Here is an 18,008-nt window from a genome sequence, read left to right as displayed (position 1 = left end):
ACAGATTGACTTATCTACATAGGGTGGCTCACCGTAAATACAACGAAATTACACTGCAGTACCACGAGCTTGATTTCCCCTGAATACAAGGCTTATTTCCATTTTAAAGGGATATATCTTCGGCTGCTGCAGACAGCTCGTTTGCAGTCGAAGAAGGCTTCCTCCCCGCTGCTCCGCTCTTTCTGACCACTGCTATTCCATCTGAAGTGCTCCAGCAGCTCTAGCCTCATGCTTTGGAGGGCGTCCTCTCTTGGTATGGGAATGAACCGGGCTAGCTCATGCATCGTGGGCTCGAACGTATCCAGAAGCTCCAGCATGGACATCTCGGGCCAAGCGGGCTGATCGCGTCTGCTCCAGAGAGTCACCTCATTCACAGCTTCATATATTGCCGGAGTTGGTGCAGCATTTTGTGCTTCCATCGGTTCACCCCCTGCTGGCTCATGCCTAATTCAAGAGCCACTTCCTTCTCTGAACAATTTCGCAGATACAGCGCCTTCATAATCTCTCTGCCTGTAACCGAGGGTAATGCATCCAACACTTGCTCGACCCAGAGGTCGCCCTCCACTGTGCTCGTGAAGGACGGCTCAGTCCATTCGTAATCTTGACCTGGACTTTCTCGTCGGTACTTGGATCGTGCCTGATATTGCAATCTCCATGCCTTACGGCGGATTACTCCCGTATAATATTCCATCTGTCTATCATGCAGGCACTCGTCGTTGCTATCTGGATAAACATTGATCTCGTCATTGAGCTCGGTAGGCATGCCTGCATACTCACGATTCCAGCCATCATTCTTTCTGAATTCCATCATCCGTACCTCCCTATTCCAGAATAGGAACACCAGTTCCTGTTTATCCCATTATAAGATTTAATCTGGAAAGTGTAGCCGTACGCAAGACGTTTTTTACACGAATTTTTGGCTGTTTTCTGCTAACAGCAGATTGTCTAATCTATTCTTCTCGTGATAACAGCCTGCATACTTGAATATAATCCTCCGGTCGGTTCATATTCATAAATAGCTGCTCCGCCTCCTTCGGGTCCCACCCATAGGTAGGGGACGAGCTAATCTCATACACATGCATGCCCTTTAGCCAGTCCTGCACACGAAGATTCTGCTGCTGCAAGCAGGCCTCAAGTGCTGGCAATACGCTTATATGATAGATAGCCGCCAATGGCTGCAAGCGCCCATTTACCGTGGGTACAACAGCCTTCAATGGCTTGGCAGCTCCTTCATACGACTGAGGCCGCTCCTTGAGAAGCTGTTCCTCATCAGCCTGCTCGGGAATGCACGCGGCAAGCGCTCGAAAGACCCCGGCATGCAACAGGGGCATATCGCACGCACATACCAGATTCCATTCCGTGCGTGATGCCTGCATTCCCGCATACAATCCCGCAAGGGGACCTTGCCTCGGGTGCAAGTCGGCCACGACCTCAAGACCGGTATAGGCATACGCCTCGGTATCCTGGGCCGAAATGATCACCCTTGAAGCTACAGCGCTCATCTCTGAAGCGATTCTCTGTACAACCGTCTGGCCTTCGATTAGCAGCTCCGCCTTATTCGTGCCCATGCGGCTCGACATACCACCAGCTAATACAATTCCTGTTATGTCCATATTGTTACCTCTCCGAATAGATTACAAAAATATTACTTTTTTATGTCACACATGGTTTGTTTAGCTTTTCAACAAGTGATACAGTATACATTAAAGTAAGCGCTTATGCGGATGCTCGCATTCCGCTCTTCACCATCCTTCAGGAAAGGAATGGCTGTAATTGCAGAACGATACGCAACCAACAATGCCTTCGCCCTTGCATTCTCTGAAATTATATAATTTCTTTCTTTATGGTGCCATTGCCATCTTCAGCAGCTTTCTGCCCCTGTATTTCCAGGATATCGGAATGAGCAAGCTGGAGATCGGAACTCTGATGGCGATTGGGCCCTTCGTGTCTGTCTTCGCTAACCCGTTCTGGGGATATGCCTGTGACCGATCCCAGAATATTCGCCGCATCCTGTTGATCATGATCGGGGGAACCTTGCTTTTTTTGCAAGCGATCTTCTATGTACATACCTATACGTTGATCTATTCTTCGATGATTCTGTTCTTTTTCTTTCAGAGTCCGCTATTCACCCAGACGAACAGCATGATTCTTGGATATATTGATGGGACTAATCGCAAATTCGGCTCATTCCGGATCTGGGGCTCACTTGGCTGGGCTCTCATTGCCCTGCTCGCTGGGCCAGTGATTGACCGCTTTGGAGCCAGCAGCATCAGCACGATATTTACGGTCCTGCTGATTGCGTCAGTGGCGGCCCTGCTGCTGTTGCCTCCACTACGTGCCAGCTCAGATGCGCCCAGCGTGAATATCCGGGGATTTGGCAAAATCCTGATGAATGGCTACTTCATGACCTTCATTCTATTAGGCATTCTGGTCTCGATCCCCAACGCCATCAACAGTGCCTTCATGTCCCTGTACATTACAGAACTCGGTGGGTCGGTTGGGTCCGTCGGTGCAGCTGTCTTCGCTTCGTCCATCCTTGAGGTGGTCGTCTTTCTGCTGTTTGATCGTCTCCTTGGTCGCAAAATGACGACGATGATCGGCTGTCTGACACTGGTCAGCCTGTTGTTCGCGCTACGCTGGTGGCTTATGTCCGCTGCCACGGACCCGATGCATATCATCCTTATTCAAGGGATGCACTGCATTACCTTCGGGGGCTACTTCTATGTAGGTACACAACTGACGCTGTTGTTCGTGCCCCGCGAATTCCGTTCATCTGGTCAGGCTTTATACACATTAACCTGGGCTGGTATCTCGGGTATTATTGCCGGCTTAGCTGGAGGGTGGCTGTTCCAGAACTTTGGCGGTGAGATTATGTATAAGGTCGGTGTCACCCTCGCCCTGCTTGGAGCCACTGGATTCGGTCTTATGTGGTATATGCTGCGCAAGCATGGGTACAGCCCCCCTCAAGAAGAAGGTCTGTCAGAAATCTCCTGAGCTCGACAACGCCGCACGCAGGACTTCCACGCCGCGTGCAACTCCTGCGCGCGGCGTAATGACATACGCACCTGTGCCAACCTGCACATCCAGTTCTGACTCCCAATCAGTGAACCGTCTATAACTCAACTATTCGCCTCTTATACATCTCATAGCCCCAGAGCAATAATGCCAGACCGCTTACGGCGGCCCCCAACCAGCACACACCACCCCATCCTGCCCAAGCATACATCTGCGTAGAAGCGATGGAGCCTATAGCACTGCCTATCGAATAGAAAATCATATACGCAGCCGTCAATCGACTCTGCGCCTCTGGGCGCTCTCTATAGATCAGGCTTTGGTTCGTGACATGAATCGCCTGCACAGCCAGATCCAGCAGAATCACTCCGACCACCAGATACACGGTTGAATGGTAGAGCAGTCCAATCGGTAGCCATGCCAACAGTAGCACTAGCAATGAGAAGCCTGTCGTACGCTGGCCGAAGCCTGCATCTGCCCATCGCCCCGCACGAGCTGCAGCAAAGGCTCCGGCAGCGCCAGCAAGCCCAAACATCCCAATGGTGGTGTAGGACAAAGACAGCGGAGGAGCACTTAGCGGCAGCACCATGGAGGTCCACAAGATACTGAAGCAAGTAAAGATCAGCAACGCCAGCAAAGAGCGTATTCGTAGAACAGGCAGATCACGGTAGAGCTGGAATATTGACAGAAGCATATGCCTGTAGCTCAATCGTTCATCCCGACGTGCCTCAGTTTTGGGCAAAAGGAAGAAGAGTGCAAGGCCGCCAAGCAACGTAAGTCCTGCAGAGACTACATACACCGCTCGCCAGCTCAGCCAATCATTCAGTGTCCCCGCTACTGTACGTGCTAGCAGGATTCCTATAACAATACCACTGGTCACAAGGCCGACCGTACGCCCACGTTCTGCCGCCGTGCTGAATGCAGCTGCTGCGGCTACCATCGTCTGTGCTACAACCGCTAACAGTCCAACCATGGCAATTCCCACGAGCAAAGTCGTCATATTCGATGAGATCGACACCCCTATTAATGCCACTACCGAGCATAGCATTTGCATAGCAATCAGTCTCCGCTTGTTCAACAGGTCTCCAAGTGGGACAAGCAGTAGTAATCCTGCCGCATAACACACCTGTGTCACGGTAACAACCATGCCAATCGTTGAAGGTGACGCCCCAAATTCATGAGCTATAGACTCCAGTAAAGGCTGGGCGTAGTAGATATTTGCCACCGACAGACCACTGCATAGCGCCAATAAGAGAACTACAGAACGAGATAATGCATGGGGCGATGCGGCAGCATGAACCGGTTTTCCCTTGGTAACACTCATATACATTCCACCTTAGTTGAAAGTAATCACACTCATTTTATAATGTACCGATGAGTACAATATAAGACGTGAATTAACATACTTCAACTTCTACACAAGTGTCAATAACAACTTGAATTTCTCTGTGAATTCACCAAGCTGATCATCTTAACATTACAATCAGTAAGCAATATGTATCATCGAACCTTGATTACGTTCACCCGCTTGACGTCCTTGATTCACTTCTTTATGATTAATATACTTATCGGTATGAAAAGGTGGGGCACTATGGTAAGAACACGTGAGTTTAATACGGAAAAGGCTCTTGATGCTGCGATGCAGGTATTTTGGGAGAAAGGTTACGAGGCTACATCCCTGACGGACCTGACGCAAGCCATGGGAATCCAACGGCCAAGCCTGTACGCCGCCTTTCGCGACAAGAAGGGACTATTTGAGGCTACACTCCGCAGGTATACCGCCCAGCATGCTGCACAGATCAGGACATGGCTACAGCAAGAGAGCACCGTCAAGGCTGCCTTCCGGGGATTGTTCGAGAGGATTGGCGCAGTGAATGAGACACTTGCTTCCTGCCAGCGCGGCTGCTTCTGTATTAACACAATGGTGGAGCTCGCTCCGCATGATCCCCGATTTGCCATACTTACTCGTGAGCATCAGCTATATTTAGCGGCTATATTCAAGGAGGTCATTGAGAGGGGGCAACAGAGCAAGGAGCTCTCCAGCAGCTTGGATGCGGGAGCGTTGGCTCAATCTCTTGTCATCACGATGATCGGCTTGACCGTCTTGACGAAGTCAGGCCCTGATCCTGCCTTTATCAAGCACAGCATAGAGACTACACTAACATTGCTTGAAGAAGAACGTTAAACAAAGACAAAAGCCGCAGTACAGGCCCTGGCTGAATGAATCAGCGGGTCTGTCTGCGGCTTTGCCAGATACACTTCTATTGCTAATATTGCTATGATCATGCAACCCTAGCTTATAGATGTGGCTTGCAATTCATCTTATCTTTCAATTAGTTGGACTTCGGTAGCTGGAAGGAGCTCTTCAGCGACACGACCCGGTTGAATACAGGGCGCCCAGGCTCGGATAGCTTAGGGTCTACATTGAAATATCCATGGCGGAAAAATTGGAACTTATCCTGTGCTTGTGCTTCCTTCATATTCGGCTCCACATAACCGTGCATAATTTGAAGCGAATTTGGGTTCAGCTCGTCCAGGAATGTCTTCTCCTCGCCGGATTCTTCGACGATCTCCTCTTCCTCTACCAGCTTTTCTTCTGCCTTAACCAGCGGCTCATAGAGACGGAATTCTGCTGGTACAGCCTGAGTGGCCTCTACCCAGTGAATAGTCCCTTTCACCTTACGTCCAGTGAAGCCTGTACCACTCTTCGTCTCAGGATCGTACGTACAATGAAGCTCAATCACCTTGCCGTCCGCATCCTTGATGACGTCATTGCACTTGATGAAATAAGCATGCTTCAGACGAACCTCGTTGCCCGGGAATAGACGGAAGTACTTGCTAGGAGGGTCTTCCATGAAATCCTCACGCTCGATGTAGATTTCACGAGAGAATGGGATCTGACGAACCCCCATCTCTGGATTCTCGCTGTTGTTCTCAGCCTCCAGCATCTCGACCTGTCCCTCAGGGTAATTGGTGATGACAACCTTGAGCGGGTCAATAACCGCCATTGTACGAGGGGACTTCAGCTTCAAATCCTCACGTACGAAATGCTCTAGCACCTGCAGATCAATTTGCCCGTACGCCTTCGAGATCCCTGTCTCATACACAAAATCACGAATAGCCTCTGGCGTATAGCCACGGCGCCGCAACCCGGAGATCGTCGGCATTCTTGGGTCATCCCAGCCATCGACATGACCTTCGTCGACGAGCAGCTTCAGCTTGCGCTTGCTGGTAACCGTCTGTGCCAGGTTCAGGCGACCGAACTCGTATTGACGAGGTACATTCTCCATCTCGCACTCCGCTACGACCCAGTCGTAGAACGGACGCTGATCCTCGAACTCCAGAGAGCACAGTGAGTGCGTAATACCTTCGATCGCATCCTCAAGCGGGTGAGCATAAGCATACATCGGGTAAATGCACCACTGATCTCCGGTATTGTGATGATGAGTATGGGATATACGGTAAATAACCGGATCACGCAGGTTGATATTCGGTGAAGCCATATCAATCTTCGCGCGCAGCACCTTCTCACCATTCGCATACTTGCCTTCACGCATCTCGGCAAAGAGCTGCAGATTCTCTTCCACAGAACGATCACGATACGGGCTGTTCGTCCCTGGCTCTGTCAGTGTTCCGCGTGTCTCGCGAATCTGATCAGCCGTCTGATCGTCCACGAAGGCTTTGCCTTTGCGAATGAGTAATTGGGCCCGCTTGTACATTTCTTCGAAGTAATCTGAGGCATAGAATTTAGCCTCCCATTCATAGCCGAGCCACTTGATATCCTCCTGGATCGACTGAACGTACTCTATATCCTCTTTGGCAGGATTCGTATCATCGAACCGCAGATGGGTGCGGCCACCGAATTCGTCAGCCAGCGTGAAATCAATCCAGATCGCTTTGGCATGACCAATATGCAAATAACCGTTAGGCTCTGGAGGGAAACGGGTAACGACTTCCTTTACCTTGCCACTACGAATATCTTCCTCAATAACCGCCTTGATAAAATTCGGGGGAGTGCTTGGCTTCTCCACACGTATCAACCTTTCTCTACATAAAATCAGCTTTGAACATGAGAGTCCTATCCTGAGTTTCCAACTCGTTACTCTTAAATATACCTTTTCCTGCCGGATAGATCAATGTATTCGGTCTTGGCCTGCACAAAGCTTGATATCAGCCACAATTTCCCCGCCAAAAGTTAAAAAGAGTTAACGACTTCTGCTTCACTTTTCTATATAGTGTAACTATATCTAGCCTACGATGTGTAGCTAACATAACGTAAGCTAGAACGACAGATCTACATCATGAAAGGAGTCGGGTTATGCTCAGCTTTATAGTCGCCCTCGTATGGTCCGTGATGATCTCATCGGACGACCCGATCCAAGCCATCGCACAGATGCAGCCAAAGCTGCTGCATGCTGTTGCTTCAGAGGATTCATCTGTCAAGCTCTTCCGCGGTCCTGCTAAGCAAGGGATGTTTCAGCGTGTCATGCTACAGAGCGGGCAGCGCTCAGCTCAGTATGCTTGGACAGGCTCTGCCCAGCCCACTTCGGAGCCTCAACTCTATCTGGAGGATGTCACAGGCGACGGACAGCCCGAGATTATTGCCATTCTTACGCAAATATCCGGGACAGGAGTCGAGGTACAGCAGATTCATGTAGTTGATCCACACACGATGATGGAATATCCGGTAGAAAGGGCACAGGAAGCTATCGAGCAACGGGTACAGACCCAGGTCAATGTGGGCGAGGTTACCGTTCAGTGGGATATCGAAATTGACGGTCAGAACTACAGCTCCACCCGTAATCGTTCTGATTTTTATGCCGATCCTTCCTTATTCTCGGATACGATTAATTTTCACTCCTATCAGATCTATTCTACGTCTCCTCAGAAGCTGACACTCCACGCCTCTGGGTATATCTTCCCATCGGAGTATGTCGCCGACCTTGAGATAGATTACGATTACGTTGATGGGGGATTTCAGGTAGGTCTAATTCGGCTAGTGCCGTAGTCTTTTGACGAGTATGACGGAATCATGTAGCATAACTATAGATGAGCCGCCGCACTGGATCACAGGCTACTTCAGGATAGAAAGAGGGTATCCATTATGTTTACATACGCGCTGGACGAGCGAACATATCTGAAGCCGCTTGCGCGCGAGGACGTTCAACCCCTATTCGAATTGACCGAGCTGTCACGTGAGCGTCTTCGACAGTGGCTTCCCTGGGTAGATCATACCACCGAGATGAGTCATACCGAGCAGTATGTGCAGGGGGCTCTGCAGATCGCCGCCGAGAAGGGCGCCATTACCGCTGGAATATGGATTGACAGGGAATTAGCTGGCATCATTTCATACCATGCAATCAATTGGGAGCATCGTTCAGTAAGCATTGGCTACTGGCTGGGACATGGATATGAGGGACAAGGCATCATGACGAATGCCTGCCGTGTGTTCGTAGATCACGCCTTGGTAGAGCTTGATTTGCACCGGGTCGAGATTCGCTGCGCTACCGCCAACCGGCGTAGCCGTGGGATTCCGGAACGACTGGGATTTGTGCTGGAAGGGATTATTCGCGAAGCAGAGAAGCTGCCGCAGGGTTATGTGAATCATGCCGTATATGGCATGCTCCAATCCGAGTGGAAGCAACTGCGATAAGAACCTGGATGCAGTGCAGCGCGCTCTTCATTTTATAAGAGGAATATTGCGTTTAGTAGTTTTCAAGCCATCACCTGGGTTCAGATGTGAGCATAGAGCACTACTCTCCCCAGTACCATAGGATGTTATCAGATATTATTGAAAAAGGTATGCTGGCCGTTACTCGTCAGCATACCTTTTTTAGTATCAAGCTTAACTTCTAATATAAAGTTCAAACTTCCATCAAGCTCTTTTCAGGATACTTCCCCTATCGCTCGCGATAGGATACGTCCCACCGGGTATAAGCCTATAGGCAGGGCAATTATTGTGCCATCTAACTGGTCATCTCCTCAACAGCGAGCTTGTTCAGTTAGTTGACTCTACGCCTAACGACTGCAATACATCGTCTACAATGCCCTCATTTGCAATGATACCGGAATATAGCCAGCTTCGCTCCTTTGGCATCGTATATACATGTCCTGCCTTGACCGCAGGCAAAGATAGCCATATTGAGCGTTTTAATGCTTCGGCAGTGCCTGCACCCTCGCTGTTCACCAGGAAGATATGATCGGCATCCAGCTCTGCGAGCTTCTCCAGAGATACAGGCATCCAGTTCGCTCCTGTGCTCTCTAGCTCCTGCGCCAGATTTGGCTTGTTGATCCCCAGATCCTGATACAGCACCGTTCCGCTGGATCTGCCTGGATCAACCATGTATACATTCTTCTCCGTTACCCATAGCACTATAGCGGATTCGTCCCCAATCGCTGCATGAATCTGCTCCTTCGCTCCCTGAAGCTTACGATCATATTCTTCAAGACGCTGTTCAGCCTCTGCCTTCTTGTTTAACAGCTCTCCGACCTTGAGGAAGGCCTTCCGCCAATCCCCAGTCTCCTCTTCACTCAGTACATAGGTTGGAGCAATGGCATGATACTGCTCATAGAGCCCCTTCTCAACGGAGGCTGCATTTTCCACAATGATCAGATCAGGCTGGAAAGAAGCAACCTGCTCTGGTGGCAGCTTACTATCGATTAATGGAACATCCCCCAAGGCATCCTGCAAATAATCCTGCTTCGAAGTTGAATGTGCGGACCATTGTGCTACTGGAGTCACACCCAGCGCAGCCAGATGATCTTCCAGATATGAGGCTAGTACACGCTCTGGCTTAGCAGGAATCATGACTTCATGGCCCATCCCGTCTACTACAACCCTGTCTTGCTCTTGTATCTGTTCCTGCGCCTGTTCTCCTGTATCATTGGTGCCTGTGCTCGCTGCCTGACCACAAGCTGACAGCAATAGAATCATCACCAGACTCATCATCGCCTGCATCCAGCGCATACGGCGTGTTCCAGTTCTACTTGCCATAATTACGTTCCTCATTTCCATCCATAAAGTTTAGTACAATATAGATGGTAATGATTATCATTCTCTATGTCAATAATAGCCGAAGCAAGTGTGCCTCGACTATCGTCTGTTTTTTGCTAGATGCAACTACTAGCGCCTATTTTATCCTCCAGATTCAGATCCATACGCTCCCTACATTTCACCTAATAACGTATCAAAGCAATCCTCTGCATCCGTTTACAATTATGAACCTTCTTGCCAGGTGATCCGGGAATAGATGCCATCCAGGTAATACGCCATCAGAATATCGTCTACATACTGTCCCTCAATATAGAACTCCCCGAAGAGACGCCCCTCTTCCACAAATCCACACTTCTGATAAAAGGTAAGCGCACTGATGTTGCTGGAGAGGACACGTAGACTAATCTTCTTAACTCCACGCTGAGCAGCCAGCTCCAACAAAGCCTTCATTAACGCTGAAGCAATTCCTTGCCGCTGATATCGGGGATGCACAGCAATATTAATCTCTAATACATGACTGTTGCTTGCCAGAAGGGTCGGAGGACGAAAGCCTACATAACCGCACAAGGTCTCGTCCTGCACAGCTACAAGCTGAGTTCCCGGAGGAGTATGCCGGAGATATTCTCCACGTGTCTTCCAAGACAATGAGGCCGGTGCTGTTCGTTCATTCCACACAAGCTCATCGAGTGCCATCAGCCCGGGAGCGTCCTTAATTTCTGAATCTCTTACAATAATCGATTGTCCTATAGACACGTCACTTCCAACCCTTCACATAAATGCTGTAGCTTTTTTTCCATTCATTGTAACACAACAAAAGGAGAAGCACATCGGCTCCTCCTTCCAGTTCAAGCAACAACTGTACAAGAATCGCAAGTTGTTTGTGCACGTATTCCATATTCCATTTAACCACAAACCAGCTGTGCTTAATCACTTGTTCTTGCCGCTTGTATTACTGCTTGTATTACTGCTTGTAGTACCGCTTATGTTGCCACTTAATCCTACTACATGATACTACATATCCTTAGGATGAACTGCCTGCCTGAATCTCTCCCGTCCGTGGAGCATGTAGGTCTACTACAGCTCGATTGCGGTTCAGCCAGCCATGCAAGAGGAAGAACAGCACACATAGTACAGCCGTTCCAGCAGCCAGCCATACAGTAGGGTCAAGACCTCCATGGTCATACAGTCCTCCCATCATGAAAGGACCCAATACCCGTCCAGCGGCACCAATACCACCAACCAGACCCATGTAGAAAGGCGCCCCTCTTCCCCCGTGATCCGACAGGAAAGCCGGTATTGCAGGTGCAACCAGCATCTCACCCAATGTGGCCAATACCATCGCAGCCACCATTCCGGGGTAATGCCCTGTACAGAGGATGACAATATAGGCTGACAGGTAGAATACTCCGCTAAGCGTAAGCTGGCGGGACGTGGTACCTGCCCAGATTCGCTTGATCCAGGAGAGAAGCGGCTGGGCAGCGAAGATCAATATTCCGTTGAGCGTCCACAGCAAGCCATATAGACTCTTCGGCAGTCCTTCCTCAATGATGAAAGGTGACACCCCTGTATTCCAGACGGAATTCCCCAGCCATAGGAACATCGAGCCTACACCTACATACAAATAGATCCGTACATCCCGTAATAGCAGTGCTACAGGGGCATCCGTTGTATGTCTAAGCTTCTTCCCACCGGCCTGTACTTGTCCTTCCATATGATCGATCCGGCTCAGGTACACAAGGAAGAATAAGGAAAAGACTGCGGAGGTCACTCCGTTCAGAATAAAGCTCAGGTGATAGGAGACGTCCGCCAACACGCCGCTCAGGGCTGTACCGACAGCAACACCGATATTGTTCGCTACATAAATTACATTGAACAGCTCTCCACGCCGGTCAGCGAATCGGAATCCAATGAACGCCTGAATGGCGGGAAACGACATCGCATTAAAGAAGCCGACGAACCCCATCATCACGACAAACAACGACCAGGTCGTTGTGGTAAAGGGCAGCATGAGCAAGGAGACTGCATTCAGTGCCTGCGAGCCGACGATCAGCCGCTTGACGCCCAGTCGATGATACATGGAACCACCCAGCAATTGCCCGAAGATCCCTCCGAGGGACATGATCAGGATCACAGTGCCTGCATCCGTCATGCTACGATCAAGCTCATCAAATACATACATGGACACTAGTGGCCACATGAGAGAGCCACCCAGTGAACTCACTAGACTGGCGATCAGGAAAATTTTGATTTCTTTGGGGTACTTCATCAGGGCATGCATAGGTATAGGTTTCTCCTGGACTTTAAGTTGTAAAATCACATTCACGTATTGTATCACAGACCAGGATTCTCGTACATACGTTCCCTCACAAATTTTGTAAGCTGTAAGAAGAGGTTACAGCTATGCCTACTCCCATTTAGAAATTACTAATATTGACTAAGAGCTTTCAAAGGCTTCATTATTCGGCACAGCGTTCTTCCGCTTCATGCTTATGGACTTCGACCAGAGTAGAGAAAAAGGTCGCTCCCTTCCCCATATCGGCCAATCGAGAGGAGGTCAAGGTATTAGCACGCTGTCCTGCTTTCGTTCCCCACCAGAGGCCTTGACTGACTACCGTGCCTGGCAGCATGGCGTCTACTACTTTGGCACGTAGCTCATAGGTTCCTCTATCGTTCCATACTCGAAGGAGGTCCCCGTCCACAATACGCCGAGCAGCTGCATCCTCAGGATGCAGCTGGAGCTGCGGCTCCTTCTCCAATTGCTGATGCTTGCCTACATTGCCGAAGCTCGAATTGAGGAAATTGTGGTTCGGTGGTGAAATGAACATGAGCGGATAACGCTTTGGCTGCTCTCGTTCCACTAGCTCCTCTGTCTGCTGCTTCAGCCCACTTTGCTCCTGCTCTTGCTGCTGAGTCAGCTTCTCACCGTCGAAGCCCTCCACCAAAGGAATGTAGGTAGGCAGAGGAGGAAGGCCTGCAGCTTCCAAAGCTTGCGAATACAGCTCAATTTTACCTGAAGGCGTGTTCAGACGATCTAAATATTCGGACTGCGCCGACATGTCCAGCTTGACGAATCGCTGCTCCTGTAGCGCCTCCAGCGTCACTCCCTGCAAATAAGGATTGTCTGGCTTGTTCAGCGCCCCCCGGATCATCTCCTCTGGACTCTCCTCGAATGCCTCCGTATCAAATCCCATTGCCTTGCCCAGTAACGAGAACAGCTCAACATTCGTCTTACTCTCTCCCACTGGTGCAATGACGGGCTCCTGCAGCTGAATATAGTGATGCCAGTAGGAAGCATATAGGTCCGTGCTTTCAAAGGAAGACGCTGCTGGCAGCACAATATCGGCATACTTGGCCGTATCTGTCATGAATAGCTCATGCACGACGGTAAACAGGTCCTCCCGCGCAAAGCCCTGTTGTACCCTTAGGGTATCTGGCGCTACGACCAGCGGATTACTGCAGTAGACGAACAAGGCTCGAATCGGATCCTCCGTCTCAAGCAGGGCTTCCCCGATTCGATTCATGTTAATTGCACGCGCGTCAGGATTCGGACGCAGATCAGGACGCTCCAGTGCCGCATCGTTCATCGAGTTATAGCCACCATTCCCCTTGAGTGCGCCGCCCCCGCGATTCAACCATTGTCCCGTCAGTGCAGGCAGACAGGCAATAGTACGTACATTCATGCCCCCATTGTCATGATGCTGCAGACCATTTCCAATGTAAATGAAAGCCGCCTTGGAGGTACCATACAAGTCTGCCAGGCGCGTAATATCCTCAATCGGCACACCCGTTATACGGGCGACCCGCTCAGGTGTATAACTCCGAACATGCTCCCGTAGCTCCTCATGTCCTACTGTGTACTGTTCCATGAATTCCTGGTTCGTATAGCCACGCTCGAACAGCAGGTGCATCAGCCCAAGCGCCAAGGCCGTGTCTGTCCCCGGATAGAGTGGAATGAACCAGTCAGCCCACTGCCCGGTACGGTTGCGATGCACGTCGATGACAACGATCTTCGCACCTTTCTTCCTTGCCTTCTCGGCGAGAACCACCTGATGCATATTCGTACTGATCAGGTTGGCACCCCATATGATGATCAGCTCTGCTTGTTCGGTATCCTCTGGACTCACTCCACCATTGAAGCCCATTGTCGCTTTCCAGCCAGCCGTGCCTGCCGAATTACAGATGGTCTGCTCCAATTGGCTGGCCCCGAGAGCGTTAAAGAATCGTCGATCCATTCCATCCACACTGAGCAAGCCCATGTTACCGTAGAAGCTATATGGCAATATGGATTCGGACCCGTATTCGCGGGATAGCCCCTGGAAACGGGTCGTGATCTCTGCAATAGCCTCATCCCAGCTAATGCGCTCGAATTGGCCACTACCCTTGGCGCCAACGCGCTTCATGGGATACTGTAGCCGCTCGGGGTGATAGACTCGCTCGGTCATATGCCGGACTTTATTACAAATGGCTCCCTTGGTGATCGGATGCTCAGGGTTGCCCGTTACCTTCACGATGCGTCCATCTTGTTTATGTAACAGCAAGCCACAGGTGTCAGGACAGTCCAGCGGACATACTGCCGGAAATATTCCATCTGTCCGCTCCTTCATAGGCGTGAATGTCCCTTCGACCACTTCGTTATCAACTGCATTACTCATGAGTGTCACTGTACGGTCTCCGTCCAAGTGTACGTTCCGGGGCTCTACATCCCCAACAATTTTGCTACTCATCTCTGTGGCACTCCCTTCAGTCCTGTCCTACATCGAATTCCATTTTATCTATCATACTAAAAATTTGAAGTATCCACCAAAAATAAAAATCCGACTGTTTCATTCATGAGTGCCTCTGGGTAATGAGAATCAAGGCAGCAAGAGGCGAGAGCACACTCCCTCTAATGCCATATCATGGACCACTCCCAAAAAAATTCGCCATGCCAAGTTTCGTTCCCCCGAACCTGGCATGGCGAATTTGTTGTTTGTAGAACATTTACTTTCGAAGGCTTGCTCTCAGCTATACAATTGATGCTACTGTAAAAAGCGATTTGATGTGCTTCCGTACATCTAGCGGCTGTTATTGTTCACATTACTCTTTCCATCTATTGCTTCTATTCATGTACCTTGATACTGCTTCCATGCACCTTGATGTCACTTCCATGCATCTTAATTTTGCTCGCTACACTTGTTCAGCAGTCGCCGCACCCTTCATTGGATGCTCTTCCGCCTTAGTCGCAGAAGTGTGAGGTGCTTTACGCAAATAAGCCATCCAATATGCCGCTGCTACGAATATACTGCCTCCTGCCAAATTGCCAAGCCATACAGGGATGAAGTTCATAATATAGTCGCCCCAGGAATAGTAGCCCTCGAAGATCGCTGCTGGAATCAGGAACATGTTAGCTACAACGTGCTGGAACCCGATCGCAACGAACGCCATTGTCGGGAACCAGATGCCCAGAATCTTGCCACTGATGGAATCCGTACTGTAAGACAGCCACACCGCAAGTGCTACCAACCAGTTACAGCCAATACCGGAGACGAAGGCTTGCAGGAAGCTATCGTGAATTTTGTGGCCAGCCATATCGACCAGCTTATCCAGAAAGGCGCCAGATCCTGTGAGACCTAACACATGTCCAAAAAAGTAAGCAACGAACAACGCGCCCACGAAATTACTAAGTGTAATGATGATCAGATTGCGTACGGCTTCGCCTGTTGTAATTTTCCCCGCCATACGAGCCAGCGGCACCGCCATCATATTGCCTGTCAGCAGTTCTCCGCCTGCCAACAATACAAGCACCAGTCCGACAGGGAACACAGCCGCGCCTATAAAATTCGCAAAGCTCCCCCAGGATGCAGGTGCACTCGCAATGACGCGAATATCGAGTAGGAAGCCAAGTGAAATGAAGGCCCCTGCCAAAAATCCAAGAATAGCAGCTGTCTGCCAGGAATTGTGTGCCTTATGCATGCCGGTCTCCACGGTTTTGGCCGCGATCTGCGCCGGTTTATAGGTTGCCATAACTCTCTCTCCTTTTTAGCCTGCTTCTATAACTCCCAATTATTCATGTAATTCATTGTAAATGGTAATCAGGAGGGTTGTCGTGAAATAAATCACATGACATGAAATTGAAACATACGGCTTGCTGTTTGAGAGTTGGAAATCAGGCTGCCCTATAACTTAGCACATCACTAGCATGTAAAATACAAAAAAGCAGCCTCTATACGAAGCTGCTTCCATCCTGGCATTCAATCATCTTACTTGTTCACATCCACACACTTAAACGTGAGTGAAGTGGCGCAAGCATATGATTAATTATATTCTTCTTTTTCGATTTGCTTCATGAACCAGCTGATACTTACTACGGATACAATAGCAATGACAATCATGAAAGTAATCCAGAACATTGCCATGGTAGGTCCCCCTTAACATGATTAATTACAAACCATTATACATCATAGTTAAGGGGTGAATTTTCGAAATTCATGACAAAGTAGTGAACAATATCATAGCCATCCGCGCAGCGAATGTTATACAGTAATGGTTTCTCTAGCTTTTACAGCTGGTAAAGCCTGTAGTCCTGCTGTATTCAGGAAATTCCATGGTTTGTTATAGTGTGGCTGGAAGAAGAAGTCGATAAAGGCCAGCTGGTCTACGGTCATATGATTCTGAATGCACACGGACAAGGTATTGATCGACTGGGTCAAATCCACCTCGGACATCAGCTGGGCACCGACGATGCGGCGGCTAGCGCGTTCGTATACAACCTTCAATAGCACTTTCTCTGCTGTCGGCATGAATTCCGGACGGTAGCTATCCTCAATCAAGACCGCTTCTACGTCTAGTCCCTCATCCACTGCAGCGGTCTCTGTCAGACCTGTACCTGCAATATTTTGCTCATATATTTTGATCCCGGAGGTGCCCTGTGTGCCCATATAAGGTATCGTCGGCTCCACCAGATTGCGCGCTACGAGTGTTCCCATTCGTACTGCATTGGTTGCCAGTGGAATATAAGCATTCTTGCCTGTAGGGTTGTAATGAATAGCGCAGCTATCACCTGCAGCGAACACATCTGGTTGGCTGCTCTGCATATACTTGTTGACGATAATTGCCCCGTTCGGAAGCATATCGACTTGGCCCTTTAGCAGATCCGTGTTCGGACGGAAGCCAATGCACAGGATCACAAGGTCTGTCTCATACGCACCTTTGTCGGTGATAACCTTGCTTACTTTGCCTTGCTCACCTTCAAAACGCGTCACCGTCTGTCCGAGGGCCAGCTTGATTCCATGCTCCTCCAGGGAAGTCTCAATCCGATCTGTATAATCACTGTCCAGATACTTGTTGAGGATACGGTCCATGCTGTCGATCAGTGTGACCTCTTTGCCATTCATTTGGAATGCCTCTACAAGCTCAATCCCGATATATCCGGCTCCTACAACAGTTATGCGCTTGGCATCCTTCGCTTTCTCAATGATCGTATTGGAGTGATTGTAATTTTTCGATAACAGGATGTTATCGAGCTTGATGCCTTCCAGCTTCGGAATAATCGGCCACGAGCCAGTTGTCACAATCAGTTTGTCATAAGTGTCCTCCAGCTCTTGACCTGTAGTCAGGTCACGCGCCTTCAGGCGTTTGCCTTGAGTATCCACCTCTGTTACCTCATGCAGCATCTTGGTTACGACTCCGAGCTCTGCGAGCTGCTGTGGCGACGAATAGAACAGGCCCTCAGGGTCCTTCACTACACCCCCTACATACAATGCAATTCCACAGGATAGAAACGATATATTATCATTACGCTCATACACGGTAATTTGCGCATCAGGGTAAAGCTTTGCTGTGTTGACAATGGCTGCTGTGCCTGCGTGTGTACATCCGATAACTGCTACTTTCATGGTGGTTCCTCCTCGAAGTTGAATTCCTCTTGCATAGTCTGATTCGTTTGGCTTGGTTTATACAAATGCGCCATGTGATGATTTTCACTAATGACTGCGCGGTTGTGATTTAATTCACTTTATATTGG

Annotated in this window: 16 protein-coding genes; 4 read left to right on the top strand and 12 right to left on the bottom strand. The window is 49.5% G+C overall.

Translation table 11 applies throughout. The annotated features are described in order from the left end of the window. Window positions 1–92: 92 nt before the first annotated feature. The 3 genes from D328_RS0106210 to mobA all read right to left on the bottom strand — a co-directional run bounded on the left by D328_RS0106210 (window position 93) and on the right by mobA (window position 1,613). A complete protein-coding gene (locus D328_RS0106210) occupies window positions 93–419 on the bottom strand; it encodes a hypothetical protein (protein WP_018884106.1) in 327 nt (108 codons plus the stop codon). Beyond that, window positions 371–811 carry a sigma-70 RNA polymerase sigma factor region 4 domain-containing protein gene (locus tag D328_RS0106205; protein WP_154658976.1) on the bottom strand — a complete coding sequence of 147 codons (441 nt, stop codon included), beginning with the start codon at window positions 809–811 and terminating at the stop codon, window positions 371–373. Before D328_RS0106205 ends, D328_RS0106210 begins: the two co-directional genes overlap by 49 nt. Before the next feature lie 139 nt (window positions 812–950). After that, complete coding sequence (mobA, locus tag D328_RS28450) at window positions 951–1,613, bottom strand: molybdenum cofactor guanylyltransferase (protein WP_018884104.1); 663 nt, start codon at window positions 1,611–1,613, stop codon at window positions 951–953. A 184-nt stretch (window positions 1,614–1,797) separates the two neighbouring features. Between mobA and D328_RS0106195 the strand changes: the two genes are divergently transcribed. Continuing rightward, the gene (locus D328_RS0106195; RefSeq protein WP_033412393.1) at window positions 1,798–2,994 is read left to right on the top strand and encodes an MFS transporter; all 1,197 of its coding nucleotides are present in this window, start codon (window positions 1,798–1,800) and stop codon (window positions 2,992–2,994) included. Here the strand turns inward: D328_RS0106195 and D328_RS30985 are convergent. Continuing rightward, window positions 2,980–3,123 (bottom strand): hypothetical protein, encoded by a 144-nt coding sequence (locus D328_RS30985; protein ID WP_018884102.1) that lies wholly within the window; start codon window positions 3,121–3,123, stop codon window positions 2,980–2,982. The two genes, D328_RS0106195 and D328_RS30985, sit on opposite strands and share 15 nt — an antisense overlap. Continuing rightward, window positions 3,113–4,336, bottom strand: a complete 1,224-nt coding sequence (locus D328_RS0106185; protein WP_018884101.1) for an MFS transporter — start codon at window positions 4,334–4,336, stop codon at window positions 3,113–3,115. The genes D328_RS30985 and D328_RS0106185 overlap by 11 nt, the downstream gene beginning before the upstream one ends. A 267-nt stretch (window positions 4,337–4,603) precedes the next feature. On the opposite strand from D328_RS0106185, the gene D328_RS0106180 reads away from it, so the two are divergent. Further along, the gene (locus D328_RS0106180) at window positions 4,604–5,197 is read left to right on the top strand and encodes a TetR/AcrR family transcriptional regulator (protein WP_018884100.1); all 594 of its coding nucleotides are present in this window, start codon (window positions 4,604–4,606) and stop codon (window positions 5,195–5,197) included. 148 nt (window positions 5,198–5,345) lie between these two features. On the opposite strand, the gene D328_RS0106175 is transcribed toward D328_RS0106180, so the two are convergent. After that, a complete protein-coding gene (locus D328_RS0106175) occupies window positions 5,346–7,043 on the bottom strand; it encodes a glutamine--tRNA ligase/YqeY domain fusion protein (RefSeq protein WP_018884099.1) in 1,698 nt (565 codons plus the stop codon). Window positions 7,044–7,330: 287 nt separating this feature from the next. Between D328_RS0106175 and D328_RS0106170 the strand changes: the two genes are divergently transcribed. Both D328_RS0106170 and D328_RS0106165 read left to right on the top strand, forming a co-directional pair. Then, on the top strand, window positions 7,331–8,020 hold the full coding sequence (locus D328_RS0106170; RefSeq protein ID WP_018884098.1) for a hypothetical protein: 690 nt from the start codon (window positions 7,331–7,333) through the stop codon (window positions 8,018–8,020). A 96-nt stretch (window positions 8,021–8,116) separates the two neighbouring features. Further along, window positions 8,117–8,665: a GNAT family N-acetyltransferase gene (locus D328_RS0106165; RefSeq protein ID WP_018884097.1), complete on the top strand. Its 549-nt coding sequence runs from the start codon at window positions 8,117–8,119 to the stop codon at window positions 8,663–8,665. Between the two features lie 345 nt (window positions 8,666–9,010). On the opposite strand, the gene D328_RS0106160 is transcribed toward D328_RS0106165, so the two are convergent. The 6 genes from D328_RS0106160 to D328_RS0106125 all read right to left on the bottom strand — a co-directional run bounded on the left by D328_RS0106160 (window position 9,011) and on the right by D328_RS0106125 (window position 17,880). Next, window positions 9,011–10,006: an ABC transporter substrate-binding protein gene (locus D328_RS0106160; RefSeq protein WP_018884096.1), complete on the bottom strand. Its 996-nt coding sequence runs from the start codon at window positions 10,004–10,006 to the stop codon at window positions 9,011–9,013. A 222-nt stretch (window positions 10,007–10,228) separates the two neighbouring features. Further along, the gene (locus D328_RS0106155; RefSeq protein ID WP_018884095.1) at window positions 10,229–10,759 is read right to left on the bottom strand and encodes a GNAT family N-acetyltransferase; all 531 of its coding nucleotides are present in this window, start codon (window positions 10,757–10,759) and stop codon (window positions 10,229–10,231) included. 268 nt (window positions 10,760–11,027) lie between these two features. Beyond that, window positions 11,028–12,284: an MFS transporter gene (locus tag D328_RS0106145; protein ID WP_018884093.1), complete on the bottom strand. Its 1,257-nt coding sequence runs from the start codon at window positions 12,282–12,284 to the stop codon at window positions 11,028–11,030. A 178-nt stretch (window positions 12,285–12,462) separates the two neighbouring features. Then, entirely contained in the window at window positions 12,463–14,610 is a 2,148-nt protein-coding gene (locus D328_RS0106140; RefSeq protein ID WP_033412387.1) for a molybdopterin-containing oxidoreductase family protein, read from the bottom strand. 562 nt (window positions 14,611–15,172) lie between these two features. Continuing rightward, window positions 15,173–16,009 carry a formate/nitrite transporter family protein gene (locus tag D328_RS0106135; RefSeq protein ID WP_018884091.1) on the bottom strand — a complete coding sequence of 279 codons (837 nt, stop codon included), beginning with the start codon at window positions 16,007–16,009 and terminating at the stop codon, window positions 15,173–15,175. A 509-nt stretch (window positions 16,010–16,518) separates the two neighbouring features. Then, window positions 16,519–17,880 (bottom strand): FAD-dependent oxidoreductase, encoded by a 1,362-nt coding sequence (locus D328_RS0106125; RefSeq protein ID WP_018884089.1) that lies wholly within the window; start codon window positions 17,878–17,880, stop codon window positions 16,519–16,521. Between the last annotated feature and the right edge of the window lie 128 nt (window positions 17,881–18,008).

Source organism: Paenibacillus massiliensis 2301065 = DSM 16942 (assembly GCF_000377505.1).
GTDB classification, from domain to species: domain Bacteria; phylum Bacillota; class Bacilli; order Paenibacillales; family Paenibacillaceae; genus Paenibacillus; species Paenibacillus massiliensis.
The sequence above is the reverse complement of the archived record's forward strand: the minus strand, read 5'-3'. Positions and strand labels throughout refer to the sequence as shown.